The sequence below is a fragment of the Bradyrhizobium sp. 22 genome, from assembly GCF_000482425.1.
GTDB lineage: Bacteria > Pseudomonadota > Alphaproteobacteria > Rhizobiales > Xanthobacteraceae > Bradyrhizobium > Bradyrhizobium japonicum_B.
This window is the reverse complement of record NZ_KI519399.1, coordinates 4,878,557-4,893,840: the sequence shown is the minus strand read 5'-3', so window position 1 is coordinate 4,893,840 and position 15,284 is coordinate 4,878,557. Positions and strand designations below refer to the sequence as shown.

At 65.6% G+C, this 15,284-nt stretch carries 18 protein-coding genes; 12 read left to right on the top strand and 6 right to left on the bottom strand.

What is annotated here, in order from left to right:
- Nucleotides 1-9: 9 nt before the first annotated feature.
- From soxB to K410_RS0125065, 9 genes are all read left to right on the top strand, one after another.
- Nucleotides 10-1,701 carry a thiosulfohydrolase SoxB gene (soxB, locus tag K410_RS0125105; RefSeq protein ID WP_028137421.1) on the top strand — a complete coding sequence of 564 codons (1,692 nt, stop codon included), beginning with the start codon at nt 10-12 and terminating at the stop codon, nt 1,699-1,701.
- 6 nt (nt 1,702-1,707) lie between these two features.
- Nucleotides 1,708-2,979 carry a sulfite dehydrogenase gene (gene soxC / locus K410_RS0125100; RefSeq protein WP_028137420.1) on the top strand — a complete coding sequence of 424 codons (1,272 nt, stop codon included), beginning with the start codon at nt 1,708-1,710 and terminating at the stop codon, nt 2,977-2,979.
- Nucleotides 2,963-3,655 (top strand): c-type cytochrome, encoded by a 693-nt coding sequence (locus K410_RS0125095; RefSeq protein WP_028137419.1) that lies wholly within the window; start codon nt 2,963-2,965, stop codon nt 3,653-3,655. Before soxC ends, K410_RS0125095 begins: the two co-directional genes overlap by 17 nt.
- Nucleotides 3,652-4,116, top strand: coding sequence for a DsrE family protein (locus tag K410_RS0125090; protein ID WP_028137418.1), 465 nt, complete (start codon nt 3,652-3,654; stop codon nt 4,114-4,116). The genes K410_RS0125095 and K410_RS0125090 overlap by 4 nt, the downstream gene beginning before the upstream one ends.
- Before the next feature lie 12 nt (nt 4,117-4,128).
- Nucleotides 4,129-5,031: an alpha/beta hydrolase gene (locus K410_RS0125085; protein ID WP_028137417.1), complete on the top strand. Its 903-nt coding sequence runs from the start codon at nt 4,129-4,131 to the stop codon at nt 5,029-5,031.
- Between the two features lie 10 nt (nt 5,032-5,041).
- Nucleotides 5,042-5,485 carry a DsrE family protein gene (locus K410_RS0125080; RefSeq protein ID WP_028137416.1) on the top strand — a complete coding sequence of 148 codons (444 nt, stop codon included), beginning with the start codon at nt 5,042-5,044 and terminating at the stop codon, nt 5,483-5,485.
- A gap of 94 nt (nt 5,486-5,579) precedes the next feature.
- On the top strand, nt 5,580-6,671 hold the full coding sequence (locus K410_RS0125075) for a YeeE/YedE family protein (protein ID WP_028137415.1): 1,092 nt from the start codon (nt 5,580-5,582) through the stop codon (nt 6,669-6,671).
- A 110-nt stretch (nt 6,672-6,781) separates the two neighbouring features.
- Nucleotides 6,782-7,333, top strand: coding sequence for a YeeE/YedE thiosulfate transporter family protein (locus K410_RS0125070; RefSeq protein WP_049820201.1), 552 nt, complete (start codon nt 6,782-6,784; stop codon nt 7,331-7,333).
- A gap of 10 nt (nt 7,334-7,343) precedes the next feature.
- Nucleotides 7,344-7,889: a YeeE/YedE thiosulfate transporter family protein gene (locus K410_RS0125065; protein ID WP_028137413.1), complete on the top strand. Its 546-nt coding sequence runs from the start codon at nt 7,344-7,346 to the stop codon at nt 7,887-7,889.
- A 30-nt stretch (nt 7,890-7,919) separates the two neighbouring features.
- Here the strand turns inward: K410_RS0125065 and K410_RS0125060 are convergent, their stop codons facing one another.
- Nucleotides 7,920-8,237 carry an ArsR/SmtB family transcription factor gene (locus K410_RS0125060; protein ID WP_028137412.1) on the bottom strand — a complete coding sequence of 106 codons (318 nt, stop codon included), beginning with the start codon at nt 8,235-8,237 and terminating at the stop codon, nt 7,920-7,922.
- A gap of 102 nt (nt 8,238-8,339) precedes the next feature.
- Between K410_RS0125060 and K410_RS0125055 the strand changes: the two genes are divergently transcribed.
- Together K410_RS0125055 and K410_RS0125050 are read left to right on the top strand one after the other, a co-directional pair.
- On the top strand, nt 8,340-9,161 hold the full coding sequence (locus K410_RS0125055) for a helix-turn-helix domain-containing protein (RefSeq protein ID WP_028137411.1): 822 nt from the start codon (nt 8,340-8,342) through the stop codon (nt 9,159-9,161).
- Nucleotides 9,162-9,331: 170 nt separating this feature from the next.
- Nucleotides 9,332-9,997 carry a DsbA family oxidoreductase gene (locus K410_RS0125050; RefSeq protein WP_028137410.1) on the top strand — a complete coding sequence of 222 codons (666 nt, stop codon included), beginning with the start codon at nt 9,332-9,334 and terminating at the stop codon, nt 9,995-9,997.
- Here K410_RS0125050 and K410_RS0125045 read toward each other — a convergent pair.
- The 5 genes from K410_RS0125045 to K410_RS0125025 all read right to left on the bottom strand — a co-directional run bounded on the left by K410_RS0125045 (nt 9,975) and on the right by K410_RS0125025 (nt 14,754).
- On the bottom strand, nt 9,975-11,168 hold the full coding sequence (locus K410_RS0125045; protein ID WP_028137409.1) for a GNAT family N-acetyltransferase: 1,194 nt from the start codon (nt 11,166-11,168) through the stop codon (nt 9,975-9,977). The genes K410_RS0125050 and K410_RS0125045 overlap by 23 nt on opposite strands.
- A 150-nt stretch (nt 11,169-11,318) precedes the next feature.
- Complete coding sequence (ccoG, locus tag K410_RS0125040; protein ID WP_028137408.1) at nt 11,319-12,758, bottom strand: cytochrome c oxidase accessory protein CcoG; 1,440 nt, start codon at nt 12,756-12,758, stop codon at nt 11,319-11,321.
- Between the two features lie 37 nt (nt 12,759-12,795).
- On the bottom strand, nt 12,796-12,999 hold the full coding sequence (locus K410_RS0125035) for a YgaP family membrane protein (RefSeq protein WP_011088520.1): 204 nt from the start codon (nt 12,997-12,999) through the stop codon (nt 12,796-12,798).
- Between the two features lie 28 nt (nt 13,000-13,027).
- Nucleotides 13,028-13,471: a thioredoxin family protein gene (locus K410_RS0125030; RefSeq protein WP_028137407.1), complete on the bottom strand. Its 444-nt coding sequence runs from the start codon at nt 13,469-13,471 to the stop codon at nt 13,028-13,030.
- Nucleotides 13,468-14,754 carry an NAD(P)/FAD-dependent oxidoreductase gene (locus K410_RS0125025; RefSeq protein ID WP_028137406.1) on the bottom strand — a complete coding sequence of 429 codons (1,287 nt, stop codon included), beginning with the start codon at nt 14,752-14,754 and terminating at the stop codon, nt 13,468-13,470. The genes K410_RS0125030 and K410_RS0125025 overlap by 4 nt, the downstream gene beginning before the upstream one ends.
- A 94-nt stretch (nt 14,755-14,848) precedes the next feature.
- Between K410_RS0125025 and K410_RS0125020 the strand changes: the two genes are divergently transcribed.
- Nucleotides 14,849-15,196 (top strand): ArsR/SmtB family transcription factor, encoded by a 348-nt coding sequence (locus tag K410_RS0125020; protein ID WP_049820200.1) that lies wholly within the window; start codon nt 14,849-14,851, stop codon nt 15,194-15,196.
- Nucleotides 15,197-15,284 lie beyond the last annotated feature (88 nt).

Here is a 15,284-nt window from a genome sequence, read left to right as displayed (position 1 = left end):
GTCTTGCGCATGATCTCTCGCCGCGAGTTCATTCAGGTCGCCGCGGCAACGGCGGCCCTCTCGAGCGGTGTCGGCTCCGGCCTGACCCGGGCGGTCGCTCAGCAGCGCCTGTCCGAGAAGGAATTGCTGGCATTCGAGCCGCTCGGCAACGTCACGCTGGTGCACGTGACCGATATCCACGGCCAGCTGATGCCGCTCTATTTCCGCGAGCCCTCGACCAATCTCGGGGTGGGCGAGGCCAAGGGCCTTCCGCCGCACGTCACCGGCAAGGAGTTCTTGACACGGTTCGGGATCGCGCCCGGCTCGTCGGCTGCCTACGCCCTGACGTCGGAGGATTTCGAGGCGCTGGCCAAGAGCTATGGCCGGATCGGCGGCCTCGATCGCGCCGCGACCGTGATCAAGTCGATCCGCGCCGAGCGCGGCGACAAGGTCGCGCTACTCGACGGCGGCGACACCTGGCAGGGCTCGTGGTCGTCGCTGAAGACGCGCGGCCAGGACATGATCGACTGCATGGCGCTGCTCAAGCCGGACGCCATGACCGGGCATTGGGAGTTCACCTACGGCACCGAGCGGGTCAAGCAGGCGATAGAAGGCCTCGGCTTCCCGTTCCTCGGCCTCAATATCCGCGACACCGAATGGAACGAGGCGGCGTTCGAGGCCTCGACCATGATCGAGCGCGGCGGCGTCAAGATCGCGGTGCTGGGCCAGGCCTTCCCTTATACGCCGGTCGCCAATCCGCGCTGGATGATTCCGACCTGGTCGTTCGGCGTGCGCGAGGAGGACGTGCAGGCGCAGGTCGACAAGGCGCGCAAGGGCGGCGCGCAACTCGTCGTGTTGCTCTCCCACAACGGCTTCGACGTCGACCGCAAGCTTGCGAGCCGCGTCAAGGGCATCGACGTCATCCTGACCGGACATACCCATGACGCGCTGCCCGAGGCCGTCAAGGTCGGCAAGACCCTGCTGATCGCGTCGGGCTCGTCCGGAAAGTTCGTCTCGCGGCTCGACCTCGACGTCCGCGACGGCGAGGTGAAAGCTTACAGGTACAAGCTCATTCCGCTGTTCTCCGACGTGATCGCGGCGGATGCCGAGATGGCGGCCAAGATCGCCGAGGTGCGCAAGCCGTTCGCGTCCGATCTTTCCAAGGTGCTCGGCCGAACCGACTCGCTGCTCTACCGGCGCGGCAATTTCAACGGCACGTTCGACGATCTGATCTGCCAGGCGCTCCTGCAGGAGCGCGACGCCGAGATCGCGCTGTCGCCCGGCTTCCGCTGGGGCACCAGCGTGCTGCCGGGGCAGGACATCACCTTCGAGGACGTCACTAACGCAACCGCGATCACCTATCCCGCGGTCTACCGCATGGGCATGACCGGCGCGCGGCTGAAGGAGATCATCGAGGACGTCGCCGACAATCTCTTCAACGTCGATCCCTACTACCAGCAGGGCGGCGACATGGTGCGGATCGGCGGACTGTCCTACGCGATAGACGTCGCCAAGCCGCAGGGGCAGCGCATCTCGGACATGCAGATGGCCAAGACCGGCGCGCCGATCGATCCCGCCAGGGAATACCAGGTTGCGGGCTGGGCCAGCGTCAACGAAGGAACCGAGGGTCCGCCGATCTGGGACGTCGTCGCGAACTACCTGACGCGACAGAAAACCGTTCGGCTCGAACCCAACCGGGCCGTCAAAGTTACCGGAGCGTGAGAAGCGATGTCGAAGATGGACAGTTCCCGCCAATCCCGACGCAACTTCCTGGCCGCTGGCGCCGGTGTTGCCGCATCGGTGCTCGCCAAGCCCGCTCTTGCGGGCGGCGGCAATCCCGCCAATCAGCCGCCCAACGTGCCGGAATGGACCAGGTCGCTCGGCGAGGGCGTCGCCGTGCGCCCGTATGGCAAGCCGTCGAAATTCGAGAAGGACGTGGTGCGGCGCGACGTCGAATGGCTGACCGCCTCGCGCGAATCCTCGGTGAGCTTCACGCCGCTGCACGAGCTCGAAGGCATCATCACCCCGAATGGGCTCTGCTTCGAGCGGCATCACGGCGGTATTGCCGAGGTTGATCCGGCGGATCATCGCCTGATGATCCACGGGCTCGTGGAGCGCCCGTTGATCCTCACGCTGGAGGAGCTGAAGCGCTATCCGCGCGTCAATCGCATCCACTTCATGGAGTGCGCGGCGAATTCGGGCATGGAATGGCGCGGCGCCCAGCTCAATGGCTGCCAGTTCACCCACGGCATGATCCACTGCGTGCAGTACACCGGCGTGTCGCTGCGCACGCTGCTGGAGGAAGCCGGCGTCAAGACCAACGGAAAGTGGCTGCTGGTCGAGGGCGCCGATGCCGCCGCGATGGACCGCAGCCTACCGATCGAGAAGGCTCTGGACGACTGCATCATCGCCTACAAGATGAATGGCGAGGCGCTCTATCCAGAGCAGGGCTATCCGATGCGCCTCGTGGTGCCGGGTTGGCAGGGCAATCTCTGGGTCAAGTGGCTGCGCCGCATCAAGGTCGGCGACCAGCCCTGGCACACCCGCGAGGAGACGTCCAAATACACGGACCTCATGCCGAACGGCAAGGCGCGCCGCTTCACCTGGTCGATGGACGCCAAGTCCGTGATCACGAGCCCGAGCCCGCAGGCGCCGATCAGGCACGGCAAGGGCTTCACCATCGTCTCCGGGCTTGCCTGGAGCGGCAACGGCAAGGTCAAGCGCGTGGACGTGTCGCTCGATGGCGGCCGCAATTGGTGGCCGGCGCGGCTCGACGGGCCGGTGCTCGACAAGGCGTTGACGCGCTTCTACTACGAATTCGACTGGAACGGCGATCCCCTGCTGCTGCAATCGCGCGTCCAGGACGAGACCGGATACGTGCAGCCGAGCAAGGCCGAGCTGCGCAAGATCCGCGGCGTCAACTCCATCTATCACAACAATGGCATCCAGACCTGGCATGTGCAGGCCAATGGTGAGGTCGAGAATGTCGAAGTCGCTTAAGCTCATCACGGCCGCGCTGCTTGCCTGCGCGCTGAGCACGCCGGCGCTCGCGCAGCAGAAGGCGGATGCCAAGGGCGGGCCGCGCTATCACATCGGTCGCGCGCCGACCGTGGATGAGATCCGCGGCTGGGACATCGACGTGCGGCCCGACGGCCAGGGCCTGCCGGAAGGCAAGGGCACCGCCGCCCAGGGCGAGAAGCTGTTCATGGACAATTGCGCGAGCTGCCACGGCGAGTTCGGCGAGGGCAGCGGCCGCTGGCCTGTGCTGGCCGGCGGCAAGGGCTCGCTCACGAGCGACAATCCGGTCAAGACGGTAGGCTCGTACTGGCCCTACGCCTCCACCGTGTTCGACTACGTCAGGCACGCCATGCCCTATGGCAACACGGGGTCGCTGTCCGTCGACGAATATTATGCGCTGGTCGCCTACGTCCTCTATCTGAACGACGTGGTCACCGATCAGAATCTCGAGCTGAACAAGAAGACCCTTGCCACGATCAAGATGCCGAACGAGCAGGGCTTCGTGATGGACGATCGCGCCAGCAGCGAGAAGGCGTTCTGGCAGAAGGATCCCTGCATGAAGAACTGCATCGCCCCGGTGAAGATCACCGGTCGCGCTGCCGCCATCGACGTGACGCCTGAGGATGGCAAGGACAAGAAGTCGCGGGGCGTGGAGTGAGACACGGCCGGGCGAGCCGCCGCACGCTGCTGCATGCGGCTCTCGCTGCCGGCTCGCTCATCACGATCTCGCCGGCCGCGGCCGAGGCCGCTGAGCTTCACAGGCTCGTGCTGCAGATCAGCGACGACGACCCGGTCAAGATGCGCGCCGTCCTCGATGTCGCCGCCAACGTCTCGCGGCATTATTCCGGGCAGGGCGAGGACGTCGAGATCGCAGTGGTCGCCTTCAATGGCGGCCTCGACATGCTGCTCGAGGACCGTTCGCCGGTGAGGGAGCGCCTGGTGAACTTCCTGAAATCGATGCCCAATGTGAGCTTCATTGCCTGCGGCAACACGCTGGAGACGCTGGCGGCGAAGGAGGGCAGGCGGCCTCCGCTGCTCGAAGGCGTCAGCGTCGCCCAGGTCGGGGTTGCCGCGCTAATGGATCTTGCTGAAAAGAACTGGACGATTGTCCGGCCGTGAGGAGAGCCGCCGATGCGATGGTTGATGAGACTGGCTATCGTGCTTGCATTCGCGGGGTCCGCAGCTGCGGCCGAGCAGGAGCTCGAACTGTCGGTCGAGGGCCGCACGACGCTCGCGACACTGCGCACGCCAGCCTCGATGGGGCCGGACACACCGCTCGTCGTGATGACCCACGGCACGCTTGCGCACAAGGACATGGAGGTCGTTCAAGGTATTGCCAAGGCGCTGGAGCAGCGCGGCATCGCCTCGCTCGCGCACACGCTGTCGCTGGGAGCCGATCGCCGCAAGGGCATGTATGATTGCGCGGTGCGACATGACTATGTCGCCGAGGATGCGATCGCCGAGATCGGCGCCTGGGTTGCGCGGGCAAGAGGCGTGTCCCGGCTCGTCTTCGCGTTCGGGCATTCGCGCGGCGGCAACCAGGTCGCGCGCTATCTCGCGGCAAGCGAGACGCCAGTGGCGGGTGCGGTGCTGCTGGCGCCCGTGACCGCAAAGGCGGAGGCCGATTTGCGCGCCGCCTACGCGAAGACCTATGGCAAGCCGCTCGCGCCGTTGCTGGAGGGGGCGACGGAGGCGGTCGCGGCCGGGCGCGGCGGAGAGTGGCTGGACGTGCCCGGCTTCATCTATTGCCGCAACGCCGTGGTCACTGCGCGGGCCTTTGCCTCGTTCTACGGTGCCGATGCCGGCCAGGACACCGCCGCCCTCGTGGCCCGCGCGAAGCTGCCGGTGCTGGTGTTCGCCGCGACCAAGGACACGGTCGTGCCTGATGTGGCCGCGTCCTTCGCGCCGCTGGCCGCTTCGAGCGGCGGCAGGGTTCAGCTCGACACAATCGAGGATGCCGATCACTTCTTTCGCGATCTGTTTGCGGAAGACGTCGCCGACCGCATCGCCGAGTTCATCAAGCAGACACGATAGGAGGGGCGCCATGCAGCGTCGATCCATGCTTCGCGCCGGCCTTGCCGGACTATTCGGCATCTTCGCGGTGCGCCAGGCGTCCGCGGCGACGGAAACGCCCGCGCGACAGCGCGTGGCCTATCATCTCGCCGATGCCGATCGTGTCGTCTTCGTTCTCGGCAACCTGCAGAACCATGTCGACGGCGTCGGTGGGCCCGGCAAGGCCGACATCAGGCTGGTCGTGCATGGGCCGGCGCTGCGGGCCTTCCACGCGCTTGCGGCCCAGGATCACACCGTTGCGATGATGACGAAGCTCGTCGCTGCCGGCGTCGGCTTCGACGCTTGCGCCAACACGATGAAGGCGCAGGGCGTCAAGCTGGACGACCTCACGCCCGGCTTCGTTGTCGCCGAGAAAGGCGGCGTGGTGCGGCTCGTCGAGCTGCAACAGCAGGGATTTGCCTATCTGCGTCCCTGAGCGGGCGTAGGCCGCGCCCTGGGCTTGATCTCGCTCATACAGCGCGGCCGCACCTCGCGATAGATTGGCAAGTCCAGGGCATACCGAGGCGGCCGTGCTGACGACACTCATCGATCTCATGGGAGAAGAGCGGCTGTCATGGCTGGGCGGCCTCCTGGTCGGCGGTCTCTTTGGATTCTTCGCCCAGCGCAGTCGCTTCTGCCTGCGCGCAGCCGCCGTCGAGTTCTCCCGCGGTACCGGCGGGCCGCGCCTTGCGGTGTGGCTGTTGACCTTCGCCGCCGCGCTGGTGGGCACGCAAGGCTTGGTCGCGCTGGGCTGGCTCGACGTCTCCGAGGCGCGCCAGCTCGCGCAGCAGGGCAGCATCTCCGGTGCGCTGGCCGGCGGGGTGATGTTCGGCTGCGGCATGATCCTGGCTCGCGGCTGTGCCAGCCGGCTGCTCGTGCTCTCGGCCAACGGCAATCTCAGGGCGCTGCTGTCGGGACTGGTGTTCGCGGTCGCCGCTCAGGCCTCCTATCGCGGCTTGCTGTCGCCCACGCGCGAGTGGGTGACCAATCTGTGGCTGGTCGACGGCGGCCCGTCGCGCGACATCATGGCGATGTTCGGCGCCGGCACGCCCGAGAAGCTCGCCTTCGGAGGCGTCTGGCTGATTGCGGGGTTGTCCTTCGCCTTTCGCAGCCGGCTGCCGCGCCACCTGATCCTTGCCGCGCTCGCGGCCGGCGCGGCCGTCGTCGCCGGCTGGCTCTTCACCTACCAGCTGTCGCAGGCCTCATTCGCGCCGGTGACGTTGAAGAGCCTCACCTTCAGCGGACCGTCGGCCGAACTGCTGATGCTGGTTCTGAACAGCTCGCAGCTGCGGCTCGGCTTCGACCTCGGCATTATTCCGGGCGTGTTCCTCGGCTCGTTCGCCGCGGCGGCGCATGCGGGTGAGCTGAAGCTGGAAGGATTCTCGGACGGGCTCGGCATGCGCCGCTACCTGCTCGGCGCGGTGCTGATGGGGTTCGGCGCCATGCTCGCCGGCGGCTGCGCGGTCGGCGCCGGCGTGACCGGCGCCTCGGTCTTCGCGCTCACCGCCTGGCTCGTGCTCGGCGGCATGTGGCTGGGGGCGGGTCTCACGGATCTGATCGTCGACCGCGCCGGTATGCCGCAAGCCCGACCGGCCACGGGCTCGCCGGCGTCCGGCACCTGAAAAGACTTTAGAGATTGCTAAATTAAATGTTTTGAATATGATGTTTGCCGGTGCAGTCTGATCTTGCCGCAACGATGCTGGCACAACACAACGCTTCCGGGGAAACGCACATGACCACCATCACGGAAAGCTACGCTCGCGAAGCGCCGCGCACGGCGCGGATTGACTGGTCGCCTTATCTCGTCGGTGCGGGAATTGGCCTTTTGAGCTGGATCGCCTTTGCCGTGTTCGGAGATCCGCTCGGCGTCACCACCGCCTATTCGCGCATCGCCTCCCTGTTTGCCATTCCCGTGGTCGGACCCGAGGCGGTGGCACAGAACGCCTATTGGAAGAGCATGCCGCTGAAATGGGACTACGGTGTCTGGTTCCTCGTCGGCATTCCGGCAGGCGCTTTCATCTCCGCGGTGATGTCGGGGACGTGGCGGCTCGAGCTCGTGCCTGAAGTCTGGAAGGAACGATTCGGGCCGTCGATTGCAAAGCGCTTCATCGGCGCCTTCCTCGGCGGAGCCGTGATCATGTACGGCGCGCGGCTTGCCGGCGGCTGCACCAGCGGCCACGGCATCTCCGGCGGGTTGCAGCTCGCGGTGTCGAGCTGGCTATTCCTGGCGGTGATGTTCGCCACCGGGCTCGGAATTTCCGCGCTCATGTTCCGCAAGCGGTGAGGGACCTCCGATGACAGCGATGATGACGATCCTTGGTCCGGTGCTGATGGGTGCGGCGTTCGGCTTCCTGCTCCAACGCGGCAAGGTGACCAACTGCAACGTGATCGAGAATCAGTTCCGGCTGCGGGATTTCACCGTGCTGAAGGTGATGGGCACCGCGATCGTGGTCGGCGGGATCGGTGTGCTGCTGCTGGTCGATACCGGCAACACGAAATACTTAGTGAAGGATGCCAACATGCTCGCGGTCGCGCTCGGCGCAGCCCTGTTCGGCGTCGGCATGGTGGTTTACGGCTATTGCCCGGGAACGGCGCTCGGCGCCATCGCGACCGGCAGCGTTCATGCCTTGGTCGGTGCGCTCGGCATGGTCGCCGGGGCCATCCTCTACGCCCTGAGCTTCGACTGGTTGAAGGCGCACGTGCTCAACGTTTGGACGCTGGGCAAAGTCCGTCTTCCGGACGTGACGCACGTTCCAGACATCGTCTGGTTCGCCGCGCTTGCGGTCGGCGCCGCGCTGTTCTTCTGGTGGGTCGAATCGGCCGAAGCCAGGCGGAAGTGAACGGCGCAAGTCGTTGGTCCGGGTCGCAGGTCACCGTCCCGGTGTCTTGCAGAACAGCCTGTGCAGCGTCGAAAACAGCTCTTCGATCCGCCGGTCTGCGATACGGTACCACATCGTCTGACCATCGCGCCGACAGGCAACGATGCGTTCGGACTTCAGCTTCGCCAGGTGCTGCGATAGAGCCGAAGCGGAAAGGCCGACATCCTCGGCAAGCGCGCTTGCGTTGATTTCGCCATATTCGACGAGCTTGCAGACGATAAGCAGACGATGCTCATTGGCGAACATGCGCATCAGGGCGGCCACCCCCTTCGCCTGCTTTTCGAGTTCGCTGGTGTTCATTCGGCGCATGACGGTGCTTCATTAACATTTCCGCGGCGGCGGTCAAAAGGATCGAAACCATGACCTCGCAGGTAATGGAAGGGCCGGCACCTGCATGCTAGATTTTCGGTCATGAACGCACATGCATCCACGGCACGTACCGAGCGCAGCCAACCAGTCCATATCGGCGATCATCTGCGCGAATGGCGGCAGCGCCGCCGCATGAGCCAGCTCGATCTCGCGGGCGAGGCCGAAATCTCGGCGCGTCACCTGAGCTTCGTCGAGACCGGTCGCGCGGCGCCCTCGCGCGACATGGTGCTGAGGCTCGCCGAACGCCTCGACGTGCCCTTGCGCGAACGCAACGTGCTGCTGGTCGCGGCCGGCTATGCGCCGGCCTTCCAGCAGCGGCCCCTGGAGGATCCTGCCTTGAAATCAGCCCGCCAGGCGATCGATCTCGTGCTCAAAGCCCATGAGCCCAATCCGGCGCTGGCCGTGGACCGGCACTGGAACCTGGTGTCGGCCAACCGCATGGTGGCGCCGCTGCTCGACGGCATTCCCCAGCGGCTGCTCGGCCAGCCCTTGAACGTGCTGCGGCTCGCCTTCCATCCCGAGGCGCTGGCACCGCGCACGGTCAACCTCGCGGAATGGTGCGGGCACCTCCTGGAGCGGCTGCACCGGCAATGCGAGGCGACTGCGGACCCCGAGCTGATAAAGCTCTACAGCGACCTCAAGAGCTATCCGATCCCGGCGCGCGCGGGGCCGCTGTCGAGCGACAATGTCGCGATCCCCTTCAAGCTGCGCCACCAGGGCGAGATCCTGAGCTTCTTCTCCACCACCATGGTGTTCGGCACGCCGGTCGACATCACGCTGTCGGAGCTGGCGCTGGAAACCTTCTTCCCGGCGGACGAGCGCACCGCCGAACGGCTGAAGCAGATGTCGGCCGGGCTGTCATAGCGGCGTTTACAGGCGGTAGCCCTCCTGGCCGCGAGTATCCCGGCGGGCCGGAGCCATCACGATAACCGCAGAGGTGCAGTCCCGAGCCATGCGGGATCGGTGCCTTGCGCCTCCTCCAGTTCGGCTTATCTTCCGGCGAACCCGTGACCCGCCCGAAGGAGGCGCCTGACATGAGCACGCTGAAACCGCTCCAGATCGACGTCGTTTCCGACGTGGTGTGCCCCTGGTGCTATATCGGCAAGCACCGGATCGAGAGCGCGCTGGCGCTCGTTCCCGACGTTCCGGTCAAGCTCAATTTCCGCCCGTTCTTCCTCAATCCCTGGGTGCCGCGCGAGGGCATCAGCCGCGAGGCCTATCTCACCCAGAAGTTCGGCTCGGTCGAAGCCTACAAGGGCATTGCCGGGCGCGTCGTTGCGGCCGCAAGCGAGGAGGGCCTCGTGTACAAGCCGGAGCTGGTGGCGCGCCAACCCAACACCACCGACTGCCATCGTCTCATCCTGTGGGCGGAAGCGATCGGCAAGGCGCCCGAGATGAAGCAGCGCCTGATGGAGCTGTATTTCCGCGACGGCGGCGATCTCACCGACGTGCACGTGCTGGTGCAGGCGGCCGCCGATATCGGCCTCGATGCCGAGGACGTGCGCAGGCGCCTTGCCACCGACGAGGACGTCGCGCGCGTCTCGGCGGACGCCCAGGAGGCCGCCGAGAAGGGCATCTCCGGCGTGCCGACCTACGTCTTCGCGCAGAAATACGCGGTCTCCGGCGCGCAGGATCCGAACCTGCTCGCGCGCGCCATCCGCCAGGTCTCGGCGGAGATCAACGCGCAGGCGGCGGAGTAGTCTTCGCTGATTTGCGGAGCCGGCGAACCAGGCGTCGCGCGGTCTCGTGCGCGGCGTTGAGGCCGACCAGCGCTCCGTGAATGAGCGCCACCACCGGATCATGCCGCCGCAGCGGGATCAGCACGTCGCCGACCGCGAAGCGTCCCCGCCAGATCGGGTTGATCATGGGATGGTCGGCGCTCGCGGTGGAATCGGCGCTGGCGATGGCGGGATCGGCGCAGAGATGGCGGGTGAGCTCGAGCGTGAGCTGTACGCCCGGCGAATATCTGGCAAAGCGCTCGTCGATGCCGAGCTTGAAGAAGAAGGCGCGATCCTGGTGGCGCAGCACGATTCCGGCGGCCACCGGCGTCGTGCCGGCGCGAAGCGTGATGATCTCGCACTGCGCGGTTTCCGCCAGCGCCGGGACGGCGCGGCGAATGAAGGCCGCATCGCCGGCATGCTGGACCAGCGCGGTGCCGCGCTCGCCTTTCCAGCCGCTGGCTTCGAGCTGCAGGAACGTTTCGAGCGCGGGGCCGATCTCGTCGGGCCGGCGTGCGGCCTCGAACGTAACGGGGCCGTGCTCTTCGAGGCGATGGCGCAGGCGGCGCAGCTCCTTGAGCTTCTTCGCTCCGAGCGCATCGCGCAACAGCGTTTCGTCGTCCTGCGTCGCATCGAGGCTGGCGCGCAGGTAGGAAGACAGGACGCGCGGCTTCAGGCCGTCGCGGCTCAAGGCCTGCTCGAGCGCCTTCATCGCGGCGCCGTCGAGCGCGACGTCGTTCAGCACGAGCGCGTGCGCACCGGCCTTGCGCGCCTGCTGCAACAGCTGTGTGGCTGCCGCGATCGGAGCGTCGCGATCGATCAGCGGGCTGCACAACGTGCCGTAGGGATGCGCGCTCACCAGCGCGGGCAGGGGAATTCTCCAGGCTCGCCACAGCGAGATCACGGGCATCAGGCCGATCAGCCGCGTCGAAGAGCCGTCGAATGCAGGCAATGCCGAGGCGTCCATGCGGCCGCGCGCGGTGGCGCTGACGGCGAGTTCCCAGGCGGGCAGGTAATATCCGTTCGGCTCGACCGCCCGCTGCGCGAGTGCGCGCCATTGACCGGCGTCGATCGCAACGAGCGGGACGCACGCCGCCATGGCATCCTGTGCGGATGCCGGATGAATCGCCGCCTGCTGCGCGATGTCGACCACGTCCCCTCGTCCCGTTCACGCGGGCAAATACCGCGTCACGTGGCCATGCTTAGCGCAAAGATTGGAAAATACCGTTGGCGCGCCGTTTCAATTCGAACGGTAATGTTAACGTCTCATTGAGCATCCGTTGCCGGATGCTCAATGAAGACCCTACTTGTCGCCGGGCAAGAAGTGGTCGCGGGCGCTCGCCCGTCCACCGCCGGCGGTATCGGTGATCGTGACCTCGAGATCGCGCGAGGTCTTCGGCAGGTCGGCGGGCCCGACCTGCACCGACAGCCGGACCTCGCGGGTCTGGTCCTGCCCGACCTCGACGACGGGCTTGGCCCCGGGCGCGGCCTCGATGCCGGCAACGCGAATGGTCGCGCCGGGCAGCCCGGAGACCTCGATCGCAAACGATCGCTGCGCGCCCTTGTTGAGAATGCGCACGGTGTAGTCGTTGCGCACCCCGCCATCCGACAGCTGGACGAACAGCGGATTGCGCTCGTGCAGCACGTTGACGTCCATGGTCGCGCGCGTGGCGAGCGTGTACAACATGATGCTGCCGACGATGGCGATCGCTGCGGTGTAGATCACCGTGCGCGGACGGACGATGCGATAGATCGGCGGCTTGCCCTCGCGCCGGCGCTGCATGTTGATGTCGGTGTCGTAGCCGATCAGCCCCTGGGGACGTCCGATCTCGCGCATGACGTTGTCGCAGGCGTCGATGCACAGGCCGCACTGGATGCAGCCGAGCTGGATGCCGTGTCGGATGTCGACGCCGGTCGGGCAGACGTTGATGCACTGGTGGCAGTCGACGCAGTCGCCGGCGAGGCCACCCTGCGCACGGGCAGCTTCCGCCTTCTTCACCGACATGCGCGGCTCGCCGCGGTCGCGGCGATAGGTGACGTTGAGTGCCCATTCGTCGGTCAAGGCCGCCTGGATGCGCGGCCACGGGCACATGTAGATGCACATCTGCTCACGGGCATGGCCGGCGAAGACGTAGGTCGTCGCAGTCAGGATGCCGATCCAGAGATAGGCGATGAACGGGGCCTGGAAGGTCGCGAGCTCCATCACCAGCGTCGGCGCATCGTCGAAATAGAGCACCCAGGCGCCGCCGGTCCACCAGGCGATCATGATCCAAAGGAAATGCTTCAGCGCGACCTTTCGGATATGGTTGAACGTCCAGTAGTGCTTGTCGCCCTGCATGCGCTCGCGGCGGTCGCCCTCGACCCAGCGCTCGACGGCGTAGAACAGGTCGGTCCACACCGTCTGTGGGCAGAGATAGCCGCACCACAGCCGTCCCGCGACCGCGTTCATCAGGAAAAGCATCATCGCGGCGAGGATGAGCAGGCCGGTGAAGTAATACACCTCCTGCGGCCATAGCTCGATGAAGAAGAAATAGAAGCGGCGATGCGGCAGATCGATCAGCACGGCCTGATCGGGCAGCCCGGGGCCTCTATTCCAGCGCACGAACGGCAGGAGATAGTAGACCCCGAGCGTGACGCAGAGGATCGCCCATTTGATGCGGCGGAACGGCCCATGGACCGACTGCGGATAGACCTTTCTTCGCTTCTCGTAGAGAGGTCCCTCGATGAAGGTGTCGTCGGTCATGGCAAATTCCCCCGCATTACAGGCTGCGTCCGCACGTTCAGGAGAACGCGCAGCCGCTGCTCAGGCCCAGCTTCTTGAACACGATGGCGGCGGGGCAGAAGCCCGTGAACGAGGCCTGCAGCATGTTGAGTCCGGCGAAGGCCGTCAGCAGGTACCAATAGGCATTCACATAGGTGCCCAGTGCGAGACCGAGCAGGACGACGAACCCCGCAAACGCGAGGACGGCTTTATCGACATTCATGGCAGGCTCCTTTTTTGATCTTGCGACGTTACGAACGGGTCAAGTTGGCTTCGGTCCAGGCGACGATGCTGCGCGCATCCATCGCGCCGGAATGGCGTGCGATCTCCCGGCCGCCGCGCATCAGCAGCAGCGTCGGAATGCCGCTGATGTTGAGCTGCGACGACAGGGTTGGTGCATTGTCCGAGTTCAGCTTCAACAGACGGACGCCGGGCTCGAGCTGTTGCGCCGCGCGTGCGAACATCGGGGCCATGGCGCGGCAGGGTCCGCACCATGGTGCCCAGACGTCGACGAGCACGGGAATGTCGTTGCTGGCGACATGACGGCCGAAGGCGGCTTCGTCCACCTCGATCGGTTGGCCCGTGAACATCGGCTGGTGACAGGCGCCGCAGCGCGCACCTTCCGGTGCGCGCCCGGCGGGCAGGCGGTTGATGCGCCCGCAATGTCCGCAGACGATCTGGCGTGTCGTGCTCATGTGCCGGTTCGGACCTCCTTGATCTTGGCGATGTTCAGCCGGTCGAGCAGGAAGCGCTCGTAGAACGGCTCACTCTCGCCGCGCCGCATCTTGCGCAGGAAGTATTTCTCGAAGGCGACCTTGGCGAAGTGCACCCATTCGCCCTTTGAAGACCAATTGACGTTGCGCGGCGGAATCTGCGGCTGCGCGAGGAAGGCGACGCCGGAATCGCCGAAATCGGCGAGGCAGATTGCGTTCCAGGTTGGCTGCGCCGTCGGCGCCTTGCCACGGAGCAGGGCACCGATGTTGATCGCGGTCGCCGTCACCATGGATTCGATCATGAAGCCGGTCTTGGGCACGCCGACCGGCACCGGTGTCGCGCCGATCGGCGCGATCGCCACGCAGACGCCGACTGCAAAGATATTGGGGAAGGCCGGGTTCTGCTGGTGCTTGTCGACGATGACGAAGCCGCGCGGATTGGTCAGCTTCTCGATGCCGCGCACCGCCTCGACGCCGCGAAAGGCGGGCAGCATCATCGAATAGGCGAATGGCAGCTCATGAGCCTTGCGGGACGTGCCGTCGTCGGCAAACTCCTCCACCGACATCAAGCCAGGGGCGACATTGTCGACGCGGGCATTGGTGATCCACTTGATGTGCTTCTCGCGCATCTCGCGTTCCAGCAGGCCCTTGGTATCGCCGACGCCGTCGAGACCGAGATGGCCGATATAGGGCTCCGAGGTGACGAACGTCATCGGTACCCGGTCACGCAGCTTCCGCCGGCGCAGTTCGGTCTCGAGAATGAAGAGAAATTCGTAGGCCGGGCCGAAGCAGGAGGCGCCCTGAACCGCCCCGATCACGACCGGGCCGGGGTTGGCTGCGAGCTTCTCCAACGCGTCACGGGCATGTGCGGCGTGATCGACGTGGCAGATCGACTGGGTATGACCCTGCGGCCCGAGACCCGGAATCTCGTCGAAGGCGAGTTCGGGGCCGGTCGCGACGACCAGATAATCATAGTCGATCGACGTGCCGTCACCGAGTTCGACACGGTTCTCCTCGGGGTGGACGCGCTTTGCGCCCTGCGTCAGCAGCCGCACGCCCTTGCGTTTCATGACATCTGCGAGATCGATCTCGATCTCTTCGCGCTTGCGCCAGCCGACGGCCACCCAGGGATTCGAGGGTACGAAGTGATAGACCGCGCCTTGCGAGATGACGCTGACGCGGTCCTCCTTTCGCAACTGGGGCAGCAATTCATAGGCCATCAGCGTTCCGCTCAGACCGGCTCCGATTACGACAACTTCCGCCATGGGTACCTCCGTTGGACCAAGCCGCTTCGCCGGTTCAGTTCCGGCCGTCATGCAGCGCTTGACTATATATTCGTATTTTTGTATATACGCAAGTATGAAAATAAATACCGAAGTCATGGAGCGGGCGGCGGATCAGGCGAGCGTGCTGCTCAAGGCGCTCTCGAACCGTCACCGTCTGCTCATCATCTGTCAGTTGATCGACGGCGAGCGGTCGGTCGGCGAGCTGGCCGAGTTCCTCAGTCTGCGCGACTCCACGGTCTCCCAGCATCTTGCGCTCCTTCGCAAGGATGGCCTGGTCGCATCCAGGCGCGACGCGCAGACGATCTTTTATTCGATCGCCAGCGAGCCGGCGCGTGAAGTGTTGAAGACGCTGTACCAGGCGTTCTGCGCACCGAAGTCCGCCAGGAACAAGCCTACGAGAGCTCGGGGGAGGGCGCCTTGACCAGGATCAACACGCTTCTCTCCCATGCAGATGAAATGAGCTGCGCTGCGGCGTGGTGATGCTTTGGTCGTGACACGGAAAAATCCCA

Bases quoted from the DNA above. Each gene is read 5' to 3' on its own strand.
- K410_RS0125095 (WP_028137419.1), top strand. From the start codon at position 2,963: ATGTCGAAGTCGCTTAAGCTCATCACGGCCGCGCTGCTTGCCTGCGCG.
- K410_RS0125080 (WP_028137416.1), top strand. From the start codon at position 5,042: ATGCAGCGTCGATCCATGCTTCGCGCCGGCCTTGCCGGACTATTCGGC.
- soxC (WP_028137420.1), top strand. From the start codon at position 1,708: ATGTCGAAGATGGACAGTTCCCGCCAATCCCGACGCAACTTCCTGGCC.
- K410_RS0125030 (WP_028137407.1), bottom strand. From the start codon at position 13,471: ATGAGCACGACACGCCAGATCGTCTGCGGACATTGCGGGCGCATCAAC.
- soxB (WP_028137421.1), top strand. From the start codon at position 10: ATGATCTCTCGCCGCGAGTTCATTCAGGTCGCCGCGGCAACGGCGGCC.
- K410_RS0125060 (WP_028137412.1), bottom strand. From the start codon at position 8,237: ATGCGCCGAATGAACACCAGCGAACTCGAAAAGCAGGCGAAGGGGGTG.
- K410_RS0125055 (WP_028137411.1), top strand. From the start codon at position 8,340: ATGAACGCACATGCATCCACGGCACGTACCGAGCGCAGCCAACCAGTC.
- K410_RS0125085 (WP_028137417.1), top strand. From the start codon at position 4,129: ATGCGATGGTTGATGAGACTGGCTATCGTGCTTGCATTCGCGGGGTCC.
- ccoG (WP_028137408.1), bottom strand. From the start codon at position 12,758: ATGACCGACGACACCTTCATCGAGGGACCTCTCTACGAGAAGCGAAGA.
- K410_RS0125050 (WP_028137410.1), top strand. From the start codon at position 9,332: ATGAGCACGCTGAAACCGCTCCAGATCGACGTCGTTTCCGACGTGGTG.
- K410_RS0125070 (WP_049820201.1), top strand. From the start codon at position 6,782: ATGACCACCATCACGGAAAGCTACGCTCGCGAAGCGCCGCGCACGGCG.
- K410_RS0125020 (WP_049820200.1), top strand. From the start codon at position 14,849: ATGAAAATAAATACCGAAGTCATGGAGCGGGCGGCGGATCAGGCGAGC.
- K410_RS0125065 (WP_028137413.1), top strand. From the start codon at position 7,344: ATGACAGCGATGATGACGATCCTTGGTCCGGTGCTGATGGGTGCGGCG.
- K410_RS0125025 (WP_028137406.1), bottom strand. From the start codon at position 14,754: ATGGCGGAAGTTGTCGTAATCGGAGCCGGTCTGAGCGGAACGCTGATG.
- K410_RS0125035 (WP_011088520.1), bottom strand. From the start codon at position 12,999: ATGAATGTCGATAAAGCCGTCCTCGCGTTTGCGGGGTTCGTCGTCCTG.